We start from the raw sequence: 16,384 nt of genomic DNA, 5'->3' as shown, positions 1-16,384 counted from the left end.
GCCGAAGCACCGTTTCACCAACCGCTAACCAAATTTGTAAAATCGGGCCAGTAAACACATGTAAAACTCTGTTTGGCCGCCTTACGCACTTGACCAACCGCGCCTGAGAGAGCAGGTGCAGCATTGAAAATTCACCCGCCGTTTCCACGATCAAATCGGGTTGCCGAGCGGGTCCCATTCTCGGAAAAAGGACACTCCACCAGATGACTCAGGTCGGCAAGGATACCCTCGGCACACGCAGCACTCTCACCGTAGGCGGCAAGGATTACGCTTACTACTCGCTCGCCAAAGCGGCGGAGACGATTGGCGATGTCAGCAAGCTGCCGTTTTCAATGAAAGTGCTGCTCGAGAATTTGCTGCGCTTCGAAGATGGCGGGTTCACCGTTTCGACCGACGATATCCAGGGGATCGCCGATTGGCAGAAGGACCCCAGCACCGGCAACGAAATCCAGTACCGCCCTGCGCGTGTCTTGCTTCAAGATTTCACCGGCGTACCTTGCGTCGTCGATTTGGCCGCCATGCGCGATGCGATCAGCAAGCTCGGCGGCGACACCGCAAAGATCAACCCGCAAGTTCCGGTGAACCTGGTGATCGACCACTCGGTCATGGTGGACGAGTTTGGTCACCCCAAAGCGTTCGAGAAAAATGTGGAGCTGGAATATGCCCGCAACGCAGAACGGTATGACTTCCTGAAATGGGGATCGAAGAGCTTCGAAAACTTCTCCGCTGTGCCACCCGGCACCGGCATCTGCCATCAGGTCAATCTTGAACATATCGGCCGCGGTGTCTGGTCCACCAATGACCCGAGCGGCGCGACGGTTGCCTATCCCGACACCTGTGTCGGCACCGACAGCCACACCACCATGATCAACGGTCTTGGCGTTCTTGGCTGGGGCGTTGGCGGTATCGAAGCCGAAGCGGCCATGCTGGGTCAGCCAGTATCCATGCTGGTACCCGAAGTCGTCGGTTTCAAGCTGACTGGCAAAATGGCCGAGGGCGTCACCGCCACCGATCTGGTGCTGACCTGCGTCCAGATGCTGCGCGAAGTCGGCGTGGTTGGCCGCTTTGTCGAATTTTACGGCCCGGGCGTAGCCGAGCTTACCCTTGCCGACCGCGCGACCATCGCCAATATGGCTCCCGAATATGGCGCCACTTGCGGCTTCTTCGGAGTGGATGACAAGACGCTGGACTACATGCGCCTTACCGGCCGCCCGGAAGAAGACATCGCTTTGGTGGAAGCCTATTCCAAAGAGCAGGGCATGTGGTTCACTCCGGAAAACGAACCGGTCTTCACCAACACGCTCGAACTGGATGTTTCCGAGGTCGTCCCCTCTTTGGCCGGCCCCAAGCGCCCGCAAGACAAGGTCATCCTCCCCGAAGTGGACGAACTGTTCAACGGCGACCTCAAATCGATTTACAAGAAAGATGCGCCGGTCCGCACCGGTGTAGAAGGCAAGGATCACGACATCGGCGACGGCGACGTCGTGATTGCTGCCATCACCAGCTGCACCAACACATCGAACCCGGACGTGCTGATTGCCGCCGGTCTGGTTGCCAAGAAAGCCAATGAGAAAGGCCTGAAGCCGAAGCCATGGGTGAAAACCTCACTCGCACCGGGTTCGCAGGTGGTTACCGACTATCTGATCAAGGCCGGTCTGCAGAGCGAACTCGACAATATCGGTTTCGATCTGGTCGGCTATGGCTGCACCACCTGCATCGGCAACTCCGGCCCGCTGGCCCCGCCGATCAGCAAGGCGATCAATGGCAATGATATCGTTGCCGCATCGGTCCTGTCTGGCAACCGCAACTTCGAAGGCCGCGTCTCGCCAGACGTGCGCGCCAACTTCCTCGCATCGCCGCCGCTGGTAGTGGCCTATGCGCTTAAAGGCACTGTCACCGAAGACATCACCACGACCCCGCTGGGTCAGGATCAGGATGGCAATGACGTGTTCCTGAAGGATGTGTGGCCGAGCAATGCGGAAATCTCCGAAATCCGTTCGGGTGCCATCGACCGCGCGATGTTCGAAGCGCGCTACGCCGACGTCTATAAAGGCGACGAGCATTGGCAGGCGATCAACGTGGTCGGATCGGACACCTATCAGTGGCGTCCGGGCAGCACCTATGTTGCCAACCCGCCCTATTTCGAAGGCATGGATATGACTCCGGCTCCGGTCACCGACATCAACGGCGCGAAGCCGCTGGCGGTTCTGGGCGACTCGGTCACCACCGATCACATCTCGCCCGCCGGCGCAATCAAGGAAGACAGCCCGGCCGGCGAATATCTGATGAGCAATCAGGTCGCCAAGGCAGACTTCAACTCCTACGGCTCGCGCCGCGGCAACCACGAAGTGATGATGCGCGGCACATTCGCCAATATCCGGATCAAGAACGAAATGGTTCCGGGCGTCGAGGGTGGTTATACCACTTACAAAGGCGAACAGATGGCGATTTACGACGCCGCGATGAAGCACAAAGCCGACGGCACGCCGCTGATCGTCATTGGCGGTAAGGAATATGGCACCGGATCCAGCCGTGACTGGGCAGCGAAGGGCACAATCCTTCTGGGTGTCCGCGCTGTAATCGTCGAAAGCTTCGAGCGTATCCACCGTTCGAACCTTGTCGGCATGGGCGTGCTTCCGCTGCAGTTCAAGGATGGCGACACACGCCAGTCTTTGGGTCTGACGGGTGATGACAGCTTCAGCATTCTCGGCCTGGCTGATTTGACCCCCGGTCAGGATGTCGAAGTGGCAGTGACTCGCGCCGATGGCTCGGAATTCACCTTCACCGCGCAGTGCCGGATCGATACTGCGAACGAGATGGAATATTACCGCAATGGCGGCATCCTCCACTACGTTCTGCGCAAGCTCGCTGCATAAGGCAGCGTTCAACCGAACATGAAAGGGCTCCGCTCCGGCGGGGCCCTTTTTTATTCAGCGATCGTAAAGAGCCGCTCGCGCAGATTTCCCTTCGAATTTTGCAAGGGAGACCATGATGCGCGCTTTCGCTTTGAGCACAGCCTGCGCGGCAATCCTCGCCGCGGCCCCGCTATCCGCCCAAGATGCCAATCCGCAGATCGACTATGACGGCTTCGTAGCGTTGACGATCGAGCTTGCCGAAACGCGTGAGCAGCACCGGCTTTCGCTCGATGCCTTCCTAGCCAAGTTGCAGGAAGGTGACGCAGTCTTGCTCGACACAAGATCGGCCGCGGCCTTCAAGAACGGCCATATTGAAGGCGCGATCAATCTGCCATTTTCCGATTTCACTGACGAAAAGCTGGCGAAAGTGCTGGGAACCGATACCAACCGGCCGATCCTGATCTACTGCAACAACAATTTCAGCGACAACGTTGCGCCGGTCGTCAGCAAGCGGGCGCCGCTCGCGCTGAACATCCCGACATTCATCAACCTCCACGGTTATGGCTATACCAATGTGTGGGAATTGGCTGATGTCGTGCCGACCAGCGATGTGGACTGGGTCAGCGCGGATACTGCAAGCGACAGCTGAACGCAGCGGCGAAATCTCCGGACAAAGAAAAAGGGCGGCCCGTTGAGAGGCCGCCCTTTTGGTCTGAAGTTCCGAAAGTCGCTGTTACGCGGCTTTCTTGAGTTTGAACTTCCGGCGTCCGAGAACTGCTGCTGCAGCCATACCGAACAGGATCATCATTGGCGGTGCAGGAACCTGCGTACCGCTCGATGTCGAGGTCATACCCGAGCTCGAAGAGCTGCTCGAAGAAGAGCTGCTGGACGATGATGAGCTGCTGCTCGACGAAGATGACGACGAGCTGGTCGAGCTTGTGATCACGCCCGATGTACCGCCCGACGATGACGAGCTGCCGCTCGACGAAGAGCTGCTGGACGAAGAACCGCTCGACGTTGCGCCGCCCGTGCTGCCGCCCGAAGAAGAGCTGGAGCTGGAAGACGAAGAGCTGCTCGAAGACGAACCGCTCGAGGTTGCGCCGCCATTGCTACCACCCGAGCTCGAAGAGCTGGAGCTGGATGATGACGAAGAGCTGCTCGAGCTAGAACCGGTCGAACCGCCAGTCGAAGTCATCCCGCTGGTGCCGCCATTGCTGCCACCCGACGAAGACGAAGAGCTGCTGCTCGACGAAGAGGACGAGGAACTGCTCGAGCCGCCCGAACCACCGGTAGTGGTTCCTGGGTGACCGCTGGTGCCGCCATTGCTGCCGCCCGAAGACGAAGAGCTGGACGAGCTGGAGCTGGATGACGAGCTGCTGGAGCTGCCCGATCCACCGTTCGAGCCGCCATTCGAACCGCCCGACGATGACGAGCTGGAGCTCGAAGACGAAGAACTGCTCGAAGAGGATGAACCGCTAGAGCCGTTCGATCCGCCATTGGACGACATGCCGCCGGTTGTGTTGCCGCTCGAAGACGAGGAGCTCGAAGATGATGACGAGCTGCTCGAGCTGGACGAGCTGCTGCTCGAGCTCGACACATTGCCGGACGAGCTGGAGACATTGCCAGACGAACTGGAAACATTGCCCGAAGAGCTCGACACGTTGCCGCTGGAGCTCGAAACATTGCCGCTCGAGCTCGATACGTTACCCGAAGAGCTGGAGACATTGCCCGACGAGCTCGAGACGCTGCCGGTCGATGTCGAAACACCGCCCGTTGATGTCGAAACGCCACCGGTAGAAGTCGAGACACCGCCGGTTGTGGTCGAAGTCGAAATGCCGCCGGTCGATGTGCTGACGCCGCCGGTGGTCGTGCTGCTGCCGCCGGAGCTTGATGTCGAAGAGACATTGCCCGAGGTGCTGCTGATGCCGCCAGTGGTGCTGCCGCCGGTGGTGCTGGTTACACCGCCGGTGCTTGTGCTGGTGCCGCCGCTGCCGCCGCTGCTGTTATCGATATCGATAATGATGTCGCCGCCAGACGATGAGCCGCCCGATGACGTACCGCCCGAAGTGGTGGTGGTCGAGCTGACAACAACGCTGCCGCCTGAACCGCCCGAACCGCCGAAGAAGCCGCCGAAGAAGCCTCCACCAAATCCGCCGCCGAAGCCGCCGCTACCGCCGATAACGGTTACGCCGCCGCTGCCACCGCCGGTAATGGGTGGCTGTGGTGGTGGTGCATAAGGGGCCGGAATAGCGGCGAGCGCCATCTGATAGGCTGGCGCGCAACCATCAGCGTAATCTGCGCCGGCACGAGCCCCCGTACCGCGATAATGAGTTTGACCGGCATAGGCTGCACCACCCGCGTAGGCGCCGCCAATGGCACCAATGCCACCGCCGTGAATAGGTTGTCCGTTCGGACCGTAAGCAACGCTGCCGGTTACCGGCACACATTCAACTTCTCGGCGCACGATACGGCGCGTGCGTGGTTCTGTGCGAACGACACGCTTCCGCGTGGTCGGGCGTTCCTTCACATAGCGTACGGGCTGCGCGCGCTTTACAACCGGCTGTTTCACCGATTTATACTGCGGAGCATCTGTTACCGGTGGTTCAGCGACATGCACTGCACCACCTGCTAGAAGCGCGCCGCCTGCTGCAGTCGCAGACAATTTCGCTAGGGCCATTTTTACCGACATGGGCAAACTCTCTTGTTACTTCTGGAATATCTGGAGAGCAGCGGGTCCGCCTCCATTCACATCCCTGTCACAACAAGAAACGCCACCACCCCTTAAGCGGCAATCAAATTAACCATCAAAATCCGCCTTTCGCGAAAATTTCTGCGCGATGAACGGCGCGTTTGGCCGACCTGTCCCACAATGGAACCGAAATCGCCGTAAACCCTACCGCGGCATTAACTTTTTTTGTCGAACAAGCCTGTTTGGAGCGTTTCTGGATCCGAATCACTTTGGCCGTGATTCGCCGATTCGCCGCCCGAATTGGTGCTTTGAACAGGTGGTTTCAAGTCCAGATGCTCCCACCCGCGATCATTCAACTGGCGCCCGCGTGCCGTACGGGCAACCAGGCCCAGCTGGATCAGGAATGGCTCGACAACTTCCTCGATCGTATCGCGCGGCTCGGCCAAGCCGGCGGCCAGAGTTTCCACCCCGACCGGACCGCCTTTGTAGATATCCGCGATCATATGCAGATAGCGTCTGTCCATTGCGTCAAGCCCCAATCGATCGACTTCCAGACGGGTGAGCGCCTCGTCGGCGATCTTCGCAGTCACGACGCCATCGCCCGCGACATGGGCGAAATCGCGCACCCGCCGCATCAACCGGCCCGCAACGCGCGGCGTCCCGCGCGCGCGCCGCGCTATCTCGCGCGCGCCCGCGGATTCTATTGCCATATCAAGCAGTTTCGCCCCGCGCGTCACCACGCGCTCCAGCTCCTCTTCGGTGTAGAAATTGAGCCGGACGGGGATGCCAAACCGGTCGCGCAAAGGCGTGGTCAGCAGGCCCTGCCGCGTGGTCGCACCGACCAGCGTGAAGGGCGGCAAATCGATCCGCACGCTGCGCGCGGACGGTCCCTCGCCGATGATAATATCGAGCGCGCGGTCCTCCATCGCGGGATAGAGCACTTCCTCGACCACCGGATTGAGCCGGTGGATCTCGTCGATGAACAGGACATCGCCCTCTTCAAGATTGGTCAGCAGCGCCGCCAGATCACCAGCCTTGGCGATTACCGGACCCGAGGTGGCGCGAAATCCCACGCCCAGTTCCTTAGCGACAATCTGCGCCAGCGTGGTTTTGCCGAGGCCGGGAGGCCCGAAAAACAGCACATGATCCATCGCCTCGTCGCGCGATTTGGCGCTCTCGATAAACACGCGCAGATTATCGCGCGCGGCCTCCTGCCCGACAAACTCGTCAAGCGATTTGGGGCGCAGTGCAGCGTCCTGGTCTTCCGGCTGGCGCTCGGGGGAAAGGTCGGGGTTATCGGTCATTTTGTGGTCCGAAGGGGCGCAATCTGGGGAATCCATTGTGCGATCTGATCACCCAAACGTAGCGCCTCCGTCATTAGAGTCAGCAACTGAAGAGCGTTCTCAAGAGCCAGATCATGATCCTCATTTTCTACCATCACGCCATCGGGCATAATGCTGTCCTTGGCAGATTTGCAAAGCATGTAGAACCTAACGATTTGTGTTGCCTCATCAGGCTCCAGCTTTCCAAGTTGTGGGGCAAGTGCATGGAAAACTGAGAAGTAATCCTCCCGCAAATCTGCGACCATTACGCCAGTTTGTTCTTGATCTTGCTTGAGATCGTTCACCAGTTGCCGAGTGGTTTCGGCGTACTTGCGAAATCGAATTAGTCGACAAATCTCGGCAACTTCCGTTACGAAAGCAGCTCGGATCGCTTCGATCTCCTTACTCCGGTCTTGCCAGCGAAGGATTGCCTGCACAGCTCCCGCTGCAACTGCACCTAGAAGGGCAGCCAGAGCCGCTACGACCGCAGAGCTGGTCGACCCCATCAAAACGGATTCACCGTATAGCCGCCTTGTTGCAGCAGCGCATGCGCGGTCATCGCGGACAGGGCGGTTTCGACGCCGGGGATCAGGTCCTCCTGCTTGATCCCGTGCGCCGCGCCGCTTTGCCCGCAGAGGATGAAGCGGACGCCGTGATCGAGCATGGCGCGGATCATCGCGCTGGACGGGTTGTCGGGCGCTTCCTCTTCTTCTCCCACCGGCTGGCGCGCGGCCCATGCGGCGTCATCGAGCAGGTCGAGCGAAGCCTTGCCATGCACCACCACCGCAATGCGGATATTGTCCGGATCGACGCCCGCCGCGACATGCATATTGATAAACCGCGCCGCGCTTTCAAAGCCGCGATTGCGCGTGCCATCCTCGGCAGCTTTGGCGACATCAAACGCGACGGAAAACTCGGTGTCGGCGGGAACCGAATCCACGCCTTCAACCGGTGCATGAGGGCCAAAATCCTCGAACACAGGGCCGGTTTTGAACATAGACATATCCTGCGCCGCGGCGGGAACCGCGAACAAGACCATCAGCAGAAAACCAATGAATTTCATGCCATTACCCCCCAAGGCGCCGCAGCATAGTCACTCCGGTCAATCATAGTGCTCTATCTCCTCGCCTACCACCGCCACCCAGTCATGCTGACGGTCTTCGTAGACCGAATAGGACGGCGGCGGAAACGATGGGTCGGCGAAATTTCCGATAGGAATAGCGATCAGGTCACGGTGCGGGCGTGCGACATACCACACTTCCGAACCGCAAGTGGGACAGAAGTGATGCTCGCTCACTTCGCCGCTATCCGCAGTCAGATGCCAGACTCGGTCCTCTCCCTGTGTATTCACCTTGTCAGCCGGCCAACGGGCCTGCGCCGCGAATGCCGAGCCGCTGCGCTTTTTGCAGTTTAGACAGTGGCATACCGAAACGCGCACCGGTTCGCCCCGGCAAGTGGCGGAGAGCGCTCCGCATTGGCATGATGCTTTTCTTTCCGTCATCCCGCTGCCTTCTTCAATGCCACGCGGATCAGATCGCTTTCGCTGGCATCTTCGCCAAGCTCCCCCAAAGCAGCCGCCACGGCGCGCGCGGCCACAGCGGGTTTGAAGCCTAGGTTCTCCAGCGCGCTGACAGCATCGGCGCTTGCTCCGCCTGCCGGCGTGACCGCAACGCCTGCAACACCATCGGCAGAGGCAGGAAGCGCGCCCGCCTTGTCCTTCAGCTCATTGACGATCCGGCCTGCCAGTTTCGGCCCCACGCCGTTGGCGCGCGCAACCATCGCCGCATCGCCATTGGCGCAGGCGGTTTGCACTTCGGCGGTCGACAGGGCGGAGAGGATTGCCAGCGCGACTTTGCTGCCCACGCCCTGAACCTGCGTCAGCAAGCGGAACCAGTCACGCTCTGCCGCTTCGGCAAAGCCCAGCAGACGCATATCGTTCTCGCTCACCTGCAAATCGGTGTAGATCGTACACGCTTCGCCAATTTCGCCCAGCGCGGCCAGCGTCTTGGTCGAACAATGGACCAGATAGCCGACGCCCTGCACGTCGATCACCGCCCAGTCTTCACCGGTTTCGTCGAGCAATCCTCTTAGCTTTGCGATCATGGTTTGTTCTTGCCTTAGAACAACCGGTTTGGCCAGCACCAGATTGGCGTTATCGTCATCCTGCGCATCGGGTGACAGATGGTTGACAAAGGCGACACCCTGTCAACCGAGGGGAATTTCTTTAAATGTCTGTTTATAAAGCAGTATTACCTCGTTCACGCTGCACCGCGTTCTGAGGGACGCCCCCGCCCCTCCCGTCCATGCAATTGCTGGCGTGGGCGGAAAACGAGTCGATCGAATAGGGTGAGGTACGCACGCATTCGATCTTTTTGCACAGCGGACCGCCCGTAGGAAAGCGTTTAGCAGATTGGTTTCGCACGAAGACACTAAGGCGCGAAGATGGCGTGCCAGCGGCGACGCCGCATCAAAACTGCGGCCCTGGCCGAAAGTAGAACCATGCGATTTGGAGAGCGGCTTTGCCGCAAGCGTGACATCTTCGTGCCTTTGCGCCTTTGTGTGAACCAACAAATCCTACGCTCACCACCATTGGACACGCCAGCAAACTTGCGCCAAAGCTCCGCCCATGAGCGTCAACACATTCGGCCGCGTGCTTCGATTCACCACATGGGGCGAAAGCCATGGACCCGCGATTGGTGCGGTGGTCGATGGCTGCCCGCCGGGAATCGCGCTTACCGAAGCGGATATCCAGCCCTTCCTTGATGCGCGGCGGCCCGGCCAGTCCAAATACACCACGCAGCGCAAGGAGCCGGACCAGGTCCGTATCCTGTCCGGCGTGTTCGAGGCCCCCGATGGCAAACAGCGCACCACCGGCACACCGATCAGCCTGATGATCGAGAATGTCGATCAGCGCAGCAAAGACTATTCCGAAGTGGCCAAAGCCTTTCGCCCCGGCCATGCCGACTACGCTTATGACGCGAAATACGGTTTCCGCGATTATCGCGGCGGCGGGCGCAGTTCGGCGCGCGAAACCGCAATGCGCGTGGCGGCGGGGGCGATTGCCCGGCTGATTATTCCGGAAGTGAAGATTCTCGGCTGGGTAGAGCAGATCGCTGAGACGCCGGTGCTCTATTCGCGCTTTGACGAGCAGGAAATTGCCCGCAATCCGTTCTTCTGCCCCGATCCCGAGACCGTGCCCGCATGGGAAAAGGTGGTCGACGAAGCGCGCAAATCGGGCAATTCGGTGGGCGCGCAAGTTGCCTGCTGGGCCGAGGGCGTTCCGGCGGGCTGGGGTGCGCCGGTCTATGGCAAATTAAGCGCCGATCTTGCCGCCGCAATGATGGGGGTCAATGCCGTCAAGGGCGTGGAGATTGGTGACGGGTTTGCCGCATCAATGACCACGGGCGATGCCAATGCGGATGCCATGCGGCCGGACGCCGACGGCAAACCGAAATTCCTGTCCAACCATGCCGGCGGCATCGCGGGTGGGATCAGCACAGGGCAGCCGGTCACATGCCGTGTCGCTTTCAAGCCAACCAGTTCGATCCTGACACCGGTCGAGACAATCACCTCAGATGGCGAAGCAACCGAAATCCGCACCAAGGGCCGCCATGATCCATGCGTTGGCATCCGCGGTGTCCCGGTGGTTGAAGCGATGATGGCGCTGGTGCTCGCAGACCACAAATTGCTGCACCGCGCACAATGCGGCTAGCCCCCGCAAGGAAGTGCTGATTTCGCGCGATCTCTGCTGAAATCGCTCTATTTTTCAAAAGTCACGGGGCCGGTTGGGCATTGATCGGTTTTGTCGATCTTCGCAATCGCAACATACCACTTTACTGCAACGCAGCAATTCCTATCTGTGGGTTGCAAGCAAGTTTCGTTCAACACTGAACATCAACCCAACACACCATATGGAGATATCATGGGTATTATCGGAAGCACAATCAAACCGTTCAAAGCCACCGCATTCCAGGCTGGCAAAGACTTCTTCGACGTCACCGAAAAGGACCTCGAAGGCCGTTGGTCGGTTTTCTTCTTCTACCCCGCCGACTTCACTTTCGTCTGCCCAACCGAGCTGCAAGACCTTGGTGAGCAGTACAACCACCTGCAGTCGCTAGGCGTAGACGTTTACGCGGTTTCGACCGACACGCATTTCAGCCACAAGGCATGGCACGATACGTCCGAAAAGATCGGCGGCATCCAGTACCCGTTCCTTGGCGACCAGCTGCACACGCTGTCGAAGAACTTCAACGTTCTGCGCGAAGACAGCGGCCTTGCCGATCGTGCAACCTTCGTGGTCGATCCGGACGGCGTGATCCAGATCATGGAAATCACCTGCGAAGGCGTTGGCCGCAACGCCAGCGAACTGGTCCGCAAGATCAAGGCGGCCCAATACGTCCGCGAAAACCCCGGCCAGGTCTGCCCTGCCGCGTGGGAAGAAGGCGCAGAAACGCTGGCACCGTCGCTGGATCTGGTTGGTAAGATCTAATTTGGGGCAAGATCTAAGCCGCACCACAATTTGACCTAAAGAACCCGGATCGATCCGGGTCGCTTGAAGGCCCGGAGCCACCCTCCCCCTCCCTCCGGCTCCGGGCCTTTTCATTTCTATATTCGGAGATTCCCATGCTCGGCTCAGCCATGCAGCAACAGCTCGAAACCTATCTCGCCAATCTGCGCGAGCCGATCGAACTTGTCGGCACGCTGGGCGATGACGAGAACTCGACAAAGACCCGCGTGCTGCTCGAGGAAATTGCCTCGCTGCACGACATGGTCAGCGCAAGCTTCGATGGCGATGCAAAGCATGTGCCGAGCTTCGAAGTCCGCCGCGCGTCGGATCACAACGCCAGCGTCCGCTTTGCCGGATTGCCGATGGGCCACGAGTTCACTTCGCTGGTTCTCGCGCTGCTGTGGGCGGGCGGACATCCGCCCAAAGTCGAGGCCGATATTCTTGAGCAGGTGAAGGAACTAGCCAAGGACACGAGCGCCGATTTCGACTTCGAGATGTATTTCTCGCTTAGCTGTCAGAACTGCCCCGACGTGGTGCAGGCGCTGACGCTGATGTCGATCTTCAACCCGCGCATTTCGGCCACGCTGATCGAAGGCGGCGCGTTCAAGGACGAGGTCGAACAGCGCCAAGTGATGGCGGTGCCAGCGGTCTATTTGAACGGCGAACCCTTCGCCAATGGCCGGATGGATGCGCGCGATATTCTCGCCAAGCTCGATAACGGCGCGGACGAGAAGGCTGCGGCAAAACTGGCCGACAAAAAGCCGTTCGAAGTTCTGGTGGTCGGCGGCGGCCCCGCGGGCAATGCAGCGGCGATCTACACCATCCGCAAAGGCTTCAGCACCGGCATCGCAGCTGAGCGTTTCGGCGGGCAAGTGGCCGATACGATGGGGATCGAGAACTTCATCTCGGTGCCCTATACCGAAGGCCCGAAACTGGTTGCGCAGATGCAGCAGCATGTTGGCGAATACGACATCGATCTGATGGATCGCGCTGTCGCGCAGCAGCTGATCCCGGCGAAGGAGGCTGGCGGAATGCATGAAGTGAAGCTCAGCAATGGTGCATCGCTCAAAGCGCGTTCGCTGATCCTCACCACCGGCGCGCGCTGGCGGCAACTCGGTGTTCCGGGCGAGGACGAATATCGCAACAAGGGCGTGGCCTACTGCCCGCACTGCGACGGCCCGCTCTACAAGGGCAAACGCGTTGCCGTGATCGGCGGCGGCAATTCGGGCGTCGAAGCGGCAATCGACCTCGCCAATATTGTCGGCCATGTGACGCTGATCGAATTCGACAGCCAATTGCGCGCCGACCAGGTGCTGCAAGACAAGCTGCGCAGCTTCGGCAATGTCGATGTGATCGTCTCGGCACAGACCACCGAAGTTACCGGCGACGGCGCGAAGGTAACGGGCCTGACCTATACCGACTGCACCAGCGGAGAGGGCAAATCGGTCGAACTCGACGGCGTGTTCGTGCAGATCGGTCTGGTCCCCAACACCGAATGGCTCAAAGACAGCGGCGTCGAACTGAGCCAGCACGGCGAAATCGTGATCGACGACAAAGCTGCGACGAATTTGCCCGGCATATTCGCGGCGGGAGATGTCACGACGGTGCCGTACAAGCAGATCGTAATCGCGATGGGCGAAGGCTCGAAAGCCGGACTAAGCGCGTTCGACTATTTGATCCGCACGGAACCGGCGAAGGAATTGGCTTCGGCGTGACCGCCTAGCGCGCTCTCCTCAACACAACATACAGCGCGCCTTCACCGCCATGCTTGCGGTGGGCCTTGCGGATGGCGGCGATGGCGTCGGCGTGGTCGCTTGCGGCGAGCCAATCGAGCATTTTTGCGCGGATCACGCCGCGTTTTGAGCCGCGATCTGCCGCTTCGACCGGACGCGGGCGGCCGGTGATGACCAGCACCAAACGCGCATCCATGGCGCGCGCTTGCCGCATCCCGCGATCTAGTCGCTCATATGCCGCATCGACGAAATGATCGTGCAGATCGAGCGTATAATCGGGCGCGATCGCTCCGCTTTTCAATTTCTTGTCCCAATGCGAATCGAGGCTGCGATGGGCGAACTGGCGCGGTGGCGGGATTGACCCTTTTCGTTGGGACAAAGGGCGAGTTGGCGGACTTGGTGGGGTAGGCTTGCGCTGCGATCCCGGCCCCGACCCTTTCTTCAAGGCGGCGGAGCCTGTGACAATCCTACTCGCCTTTGGAACCACCCGCCCTTCCATCGGCTCGACCGATGACGCAAGTTTGGCCCAGGCGGCTTCCTCCTCTGCGGTCAATCCGCGCGGGAGTTTCATGCCGGATCAATCATTGCGAATTGAGGCGGTCAACGGTGCCCTTGGGCAACAAGATATAAGCTGTCCCACGCCCACTCATCCCGCCGGCGATTGTCCGCGCGTCCTCGCCCGCGCCCCAGAACGTGTCGAAGCGGTTTGCGCCTTTAATCGCGCCGCCGGTGTCCTGCGCGATCCACAGCCCGTCCGCGACATCGCGGTCGAGATCGAGCCACACCGGAGCGCCATAGGGAACGAATTTGGGATCAACCGCCACCGAGCTTTCGCGCCGCACCGGTATGCCGAGCGAGCCAAGCGGACCATCGCCGGTTAGCTCGGTGAAGAAAATCCAGCTCTTGTTGAGCCGCATCAAATCGCGGCCCTCTTCGGGGTTTTCACGAATATATTGCATGATGCCCTGCATCGAGCCGGCATATTGTCCGGGACCATCGCCGAGCAGCCCGCGCTCGCGCATCACCCCGCCAATGCCGGTATAGCCGTGGCCATTCTGCCCGGCATAGCCGATGCGCATGACGGTGCCGTCATCGAGCGCCAACCGGCCAGAGCCCTGGATCTGGAGGAAGAACATCTCGACCGGATCGGCCGCCCAGGCGAGCTCCAGCCGGCTCCCTTCCAGCGCGCCTTCCTCGATCTGGGTCCTGTCATAATAACGAACGAAATTGCCTTCGTCATCGAAGCGTCCGAGCGGCGGGCGGCCGGTTCGCTCGCTTTCGGGCATATCCGCGGGCCAGGCGCGCGTCAGATCATCGGGCAGAGCATAGACCGGAACCTCGCAGCCGGGCTTGCGCGTGCGGCATCCGCGGATTTCCGGTTCGAAATATCCGGTGGCGAAGGCCTCGCCAGACCCGATGCGCGCCGTTTCAAAATAGGTTTCGAAAAAACTTTCCGGTGCGCCGCCATAGGATCGGGCAGCATCGCATGCCGCGCGCCAATCTTCTTGCCGGGTGAGGCCGGTCGCGTCGTCCCGGCGCAGCAAAGACGGGCAGGATTCGACGAAAGACCGTAGGCCTGCGCGCGCGTCCTCGCTCCCGATCCGCAGACCGGCAACGCTGGGACCGCTGGTGACACCTGCCATCAGCGCGCTGGTAAAGCTGGCGGGATCGGCCGGTGCGGTAGGTGTGCTTTCCGGAATAATCCGGCCGCAAGCGGCAAGCAAAGCCAGCGAACAAAGCGCAATTGCAGATTTTGCCAGTGCGCTCATCCGCCGTTCCACTGCGGGATCAGCCTTCGTCGGTTTCGTCGAGCAGCCAGTTTGGATCGGCTGAATTCACATCGCGCATGAAAGTCCAGATATCGCGGCTTTCAACCGCATCATCGAGCGAACCGGCGATCATTGTACCGTCCTTGTCATAGGTCACGGCGGCGATGTCGGCCACGAAGCGCACCGCAACGCGCGCCATCGATCCGTCGAGCGAAGCACGGTCAATCACCGCCTCTTCGATCCGGATCAGCGTGTTCTGCAATGTCTCACCGGCATCTTCGCGCGCAGAAATTGCGGCATCGAAGCTTTCATAGACATCATCATCGCATAGCTCTTTGAGCGTTTCGCGGTCACCGCTCCAGAATGCTTCCAGAACCATGCCATAAGCCGCTTTCGCGCCTTCGAGGAAGCCAAGGATTTCAAACCGGCGGTCAGCCGCAGCAATGTCGCGCACGCCGCGCTCGACCGCAGGAAGAACCGCAGGCATCTGCTCCAATTGCTGGGCAGGTTGCGCAGGGCCGCCTTCGTCAGGCTCTGAGTCAGCGGTTGGCCGCTTTGGATCAAAGCGGGTTGGAATCGATTCTTCCCCATGCTCGGCCCGGCGACCCAGCACCGAGTAGAGGCGCAGGCCCAAAAAGGCTGCAACCATGGCGAGGATGACGATTTCAACAATAGTTCCGGACACGATAAATACCTGCTTTGCGACAATTCGGATGCGCGAATTCGGGTAACCAAACCGCGCTTGTCCGATGTTCTATATCATTCCTGCCTTAAATAGTGACTGAACACAAATGGACAACGCGTAAATTCGCGCCGTTTCCCTTGAATATGGCACCCGATGTCTCAAGTTGCGGGCAATGCGCAGCGGTGCTAGGCGCGCGGCGAAACATCCATGCATGCCTGTGCAAGGGCGTGCACTCCTAACCTTACTATGAAAGATTGATGATCATGGCCGACGAAGGCGACGTACTCACCGACCTCGATATGGATCCTGTACCCAACGGCGAAGACACTGCGCCAGTGGCGGGAATAATCTCGCAATATGTGAAGGACCTTTCGGTCGAAAACCCCAATGCGCCCGACAGCTTCCAGTGGAGCGAAAAGCCGCATATCGACCTGCAATTCAACATCGGCGCCCGCGAAGTAAGCGACGAAATTCAGGAAGTCGAACTGAAGATCAACGTCACTTCGAAAACCGAACAGGGCAATGTGTTCTTGGTAGAGCTCGCTTATTGCGGCCTGCTGGGCATGCGCAATATGCCCGATGACCGCAAGCACGCTTTCATGTTTGCCGAAGCCCCGCGCCTGCTGTTCCCCTTCGCGCGCAGCATTATTGCAGATGCGACACGTGATGCCGGTTTTGCTCCGCTGATGCTCGATCCGGTCGATTTCAACGGCCTGTACATGCAGCAATTGCAGCAAAAGGCAGAGCAGGAAGCGGCTGCTGGCGGCGGCGCAGACGCGCCTGCTGGCGAAGCGTAAGCGAACCAATGGTGGCGGGCGCCACGC

General features: G+C 59.9%; 16 protein-coding genes. 8 read left to right on the top strand and 8 right to left on the bottom strand.

The features are described from left to right. Positions 1-203 precede the first annotated feature (203 nt). From acnA to GRI41_RS13075, 4 genes are all read left to right on the top strand, one after another. The gene (gene acnA, locus GRI41_RS13090; protein WP_160605525.1) at positions 204-2,876 is read left to right on the top strand and encodes an aconitate hydratase AcnA; all 2,673 of its coding nucleotides are present in this window, start codon (positions 204-206) and stop codon (positions 2,874-2,876) included. A gap of 112 nt (positions 2,877-2,988) precedes the next feature. Next, positions 2,989-3,504 (top strand): rhodanese-like domain-containing protein, encoded by a 516-nt coding sequence (locus GRI41_RS13085; RefSeq protein WP_160605523.1) that lies wholly within the window; start codon positions 2,989-2,991, stop codon positions 3,502-3,504. 97 nt (positions 3,505-3,601) lie between these two features. Continuing rightward, a complete protein-coding gene (locus GRI41_RS13080; RefSeq protein ID WP_160605521.1) occupies positions 3,602-4,162 on the top strand; it encodes a hypothetical protein in 561 nt (186 codons plus the stop codon). Between the two features lie 6 nt (positions 4,163-4,168). Beyond that, positions 4,169-5,092 (top strand): hypothetical protein, encoded by a 924-nt coding sequence (locus GRI41_RS13075; RefSeq protein ID WP_202388814.1) that lies wholly within the window; start codon positions 4,169-4,171, stop codon positions 5,090-5,092. Between the two features lie 667 nt (positions 5,093-5,759). Here the strand turns inward: GRI41_RS13075 and ruvB are convergent. From ruvB to ruvA, 5 genes are all read right to left on the bottom strand, one after another. Then, entirely contained in the window at positions 5,760-6,848 is a 1,089-nt protein-coding gene (gene ruvB / locus GRI41_RS13070; protein WP_160605519.1) for a Holliday junction branch migration DNA helicase RuvB, read from the bottom strand. Then, positions 6,845-7,171, bottom strand: coding sequence for a hypothetical protein (locus GRI41_RS13065; RefSeq protein ID WP_160605517.1), 327 nt, complete (start codon positions 7,169-7,171; stop codon positions 6,845-6,847). The genes ruvB and GRI41_RS13065 overlap by 4 nt, the downstream gene beginning before the upstream one ends. Positions 7,172-7,371: 200 nt before the next feature. After that, a complete protein-coding gene (locus tag GRI41_RS13060) occupies positions 7,372-7,929 on the bottom strand; it encodes a DsrE family protein (RefSeq protein ID WP_235901232.1) in 558 nt (185 codons plus the stop codon). A 39-nt stretch (positions 7,930-7,968) separates the two neighbouring features. Further along, a complete protein-coding gene (locus GRI41_RS13055; RefSeq protein WP_160605515.1) occupies positions 7,969-8,367 on the bottom strand; it encodes a GFA family protein in 399 nt (132 codons plus the stop codon). Continuing rightward, complete coding sequence (gene ruvA / locus GRI41_RS13050; protein WP_160605513.1) at positions 8,364-8,969, bottom strand: Holliday junction branch migration protein RuvA; 606 nt, start codon at positions 8,967-8,969, stop codon at positions 8,364-8,366. Before ruvA ends, GRI41_RS13055 begins: the two co-directional genes overlap by 4 nt. A 523-nt stretch (positions 8,970-9,492) precedes the next feature. Between ruvA and aroC the strand changes: the two genes are divergently transcribed. The 3 genes from aroC to ahpF all read left to right on the top strand — a co-directional run bounded on the left by aroC (position 9,493) and on the right by ahpF (position 13,088). Further along, a complete protein-coding gene (aroC, locus tag GRI41_RS13045; protein WP_160605511.1) occupies positions 9,493-10,578 on the top strand; it encodes a chorismate synthase in 1,086 nt (361 codons plus the stop codon). A 210-nt stretch (positions 10,579-10,788) separates the two neighbouring features. Then, positions 10,789-11,355, top strand: coding sequence for an alkyl hydroperoxide reductase subunit C (gene ahpC / locus GRI41_RS13040; protein ID WP_160605509.1), 567 nt, complete (start codon positions 10,789-10,791; stop codon positions 11,353-11,355). A 134-nt stretch (positions 11,356-11,489) separates the two neighbouring features. After that, positions 11,490-13,088 carry an alkyl hydroperoxide reductase subunit F gene (gene ahpF / locus GRI41_RS13035; RefSeq protein ID WP_160605507.1) on the top strand — a complete coding sequence of 533 codons (1,599 nt, stop codon included), beginning with the start codon at positions 11,490-11,492 and terminating at the stop codon, positions 13,086-13,088. 4 nt (positions 13,089-13,092) lie between these two features. On the opposite strand, the gene GRI41_RS13030 is transcribed toward ahpF, so the two are convergent. Genes GRI41_RS13030 through GRI41_RS13020 form a run of 3 tightly spaced genes read right to left on the bottom strand, consistent with a single transcriptional unit; the run spans position 13,093 to position 15,524 of the window. Then, the gene (locus GRI41_RS13030; RefSeq protein WP_160605505.1) at positions 13,093-13,677 is read right to left on the bottom strand and encodes a Smr/MutS family protein; all 585 of its coding nucleotides are present in this window, start codon (positions 13,675-13,677) and stop codon (positions 13,093-13,095) included. A gap of 10 nt (positions 13,678-13,687) precedes the next feature. Beyond that, positions 13,688-14,875, bottom strand: coding sequence for a murein transglycosylase A (gene mltA / locus GRI41_RS13025; RefSeq protein WP_160605503.1), 1,188 nt, complete (start codon positions 14,873-14,875; stop codon positions 13,688-13,690). A gap of 19 nt (positions 14,876-14,894) precedes the next feature. Beyond that, positions 14,895-15,524 (bottom strand): Tim44/TimA family putative adaptor protein, encoded by a 630-nt coding sequence (locus GRI41_RS13020; RefSeq protein ID WP_160605883.1) that lies wholly within the window; start codon positions 15,522-15,524, stop codon positions 14,895-14,897. A 299-nt stretch (positions 15,525-15,823) separates the two neighbouring features. On the opposite strand from GRI41_RS13020, the gene secB reads away from it, so the two are divergent. Continuing rightward, complete coding sequence (gene secB / locus GRI41_RS13015; RefSeq protein ID WP_160605502.1) at positions 15,824-16,357, top strand: protein-export chaperone SecB; 534 nt, start codon at positions 15,824-15,826, stop codon at positions 16,355-16,357. Positions 16,358-16,384 lie beyond the last annotated feature (27 nt).

Source organism: Pontixanthobacter aquaemixtae (assembly GCF_009827395.1).
In the GTDB taxonomy this organism is placed as follows: domain Bacteria; phylum Pseudomonadota; class Alphaproteobacteria; order Sphingomonadales; family Sphingomonadaceae; genus Pontixanthobacter; species Pontixanthobacter aquaemixtae.
Note: the sequence above shows the minus strand (reverse complement) of the source record. Positions and strands in the feature narration are given on the sequence as shown.

What these genes read in the sequence shown, in the direction of transcription:
- mltA (WP_160605503.1), bottom strand. Translation starts at nt 14,875, where the DNA reads ATGAGCGCACTGGCAAAATCTGCAATTGCGCTTTGTTCGCTGGCTTTG.
- secB (WP_160605502.1), top strand. Translation starts at nt 15,824, where the DNA reads ATGGCCGACGAAGGCGACGTACTCACCGACCTCGATATGGATCCTGTA.
- GRI41_RS13020 (WP_160605883.1), bottom strand. Translation starts at nt 15,524, where the DNA reads ATGGTTGCAGCCTTTTTGGGCCTGCGCCTCTACTCGGTGCTGGGTCGC.
- GRI41_RS13030 (WP_160605505.1), bottom strand. Translation starts at nt 13,677, where the DNA reads ATGAAACTCCCGCGCGGATTGACCGCAGAGGAGGAAGCCGCCTGGGCC.
- acnA (WP_160605525.1), top strand. Translation starts at nt 204, where the DNA reads ATGACTCAGGTCGGCAAGGATACCCTCGGCACACGCAGCACTCTCACC.
- GRI41_RS13085 (WP_160605523.1), top strand. Translation starts at nt 2,989, where the DNA reads ATGATGCGCGCTTTCGCTTTGAGCACAGCCTGCGCGGCAATCCTCGCC.
- ahpF (WP_160605507.1), top strand. Translation starts at nt 11,490, where the DNA reads ATGCTCGGCTCAGCCATGCAGCAACAGCTCGAAACCTATCTCGCCAAT.
- GRI41_RS13055 (WP_160605515.1), bottom strand. Translation starts at nt 8,367, where the DNA reads ATGACGGAAAGAAAAGCATCATGCCAATGCGGAGCGCTCTCCGCCACT.
- ruvB (WP_160605519.1), bottom strand. Translation starts at nt 6,848, where the DNA reads ATGACCGATAACCCCGACCTTTCCCCCGAGCGCCAGCCGGAAGACCAG.
- GRI41_RS13060 (WP_235901232.1), bottom strand. Translation starts at nt 7,929, where the DNA reads ATGAAATTCATTGGTTTTCTGCTGATGGTCTTGTTCGCGGTTCCCGCC.
- ruvA (WP_160605513.1), bottom strand. Translation starts at nt 8,969, where the DNA reads ATGATCGCAAAGCTAAGAGGATTGCTCGACGAAACCGGTGAAGACTGG.
- aroC (WP_160605511.1), top strand. Translation starts at nt 9,493, where the DNA reads ATGAGCGTCAACACATTCGGCCGCGTGCTTCGATTCACCACATGGGGC.
- ahpC (WP_160605509.1), top strand. Translation starts at nt 10,789, where the DNA reads ATGGGTATTATCGGAAGCACAATCAAACCGTTCAAAGCCACCGCATTC.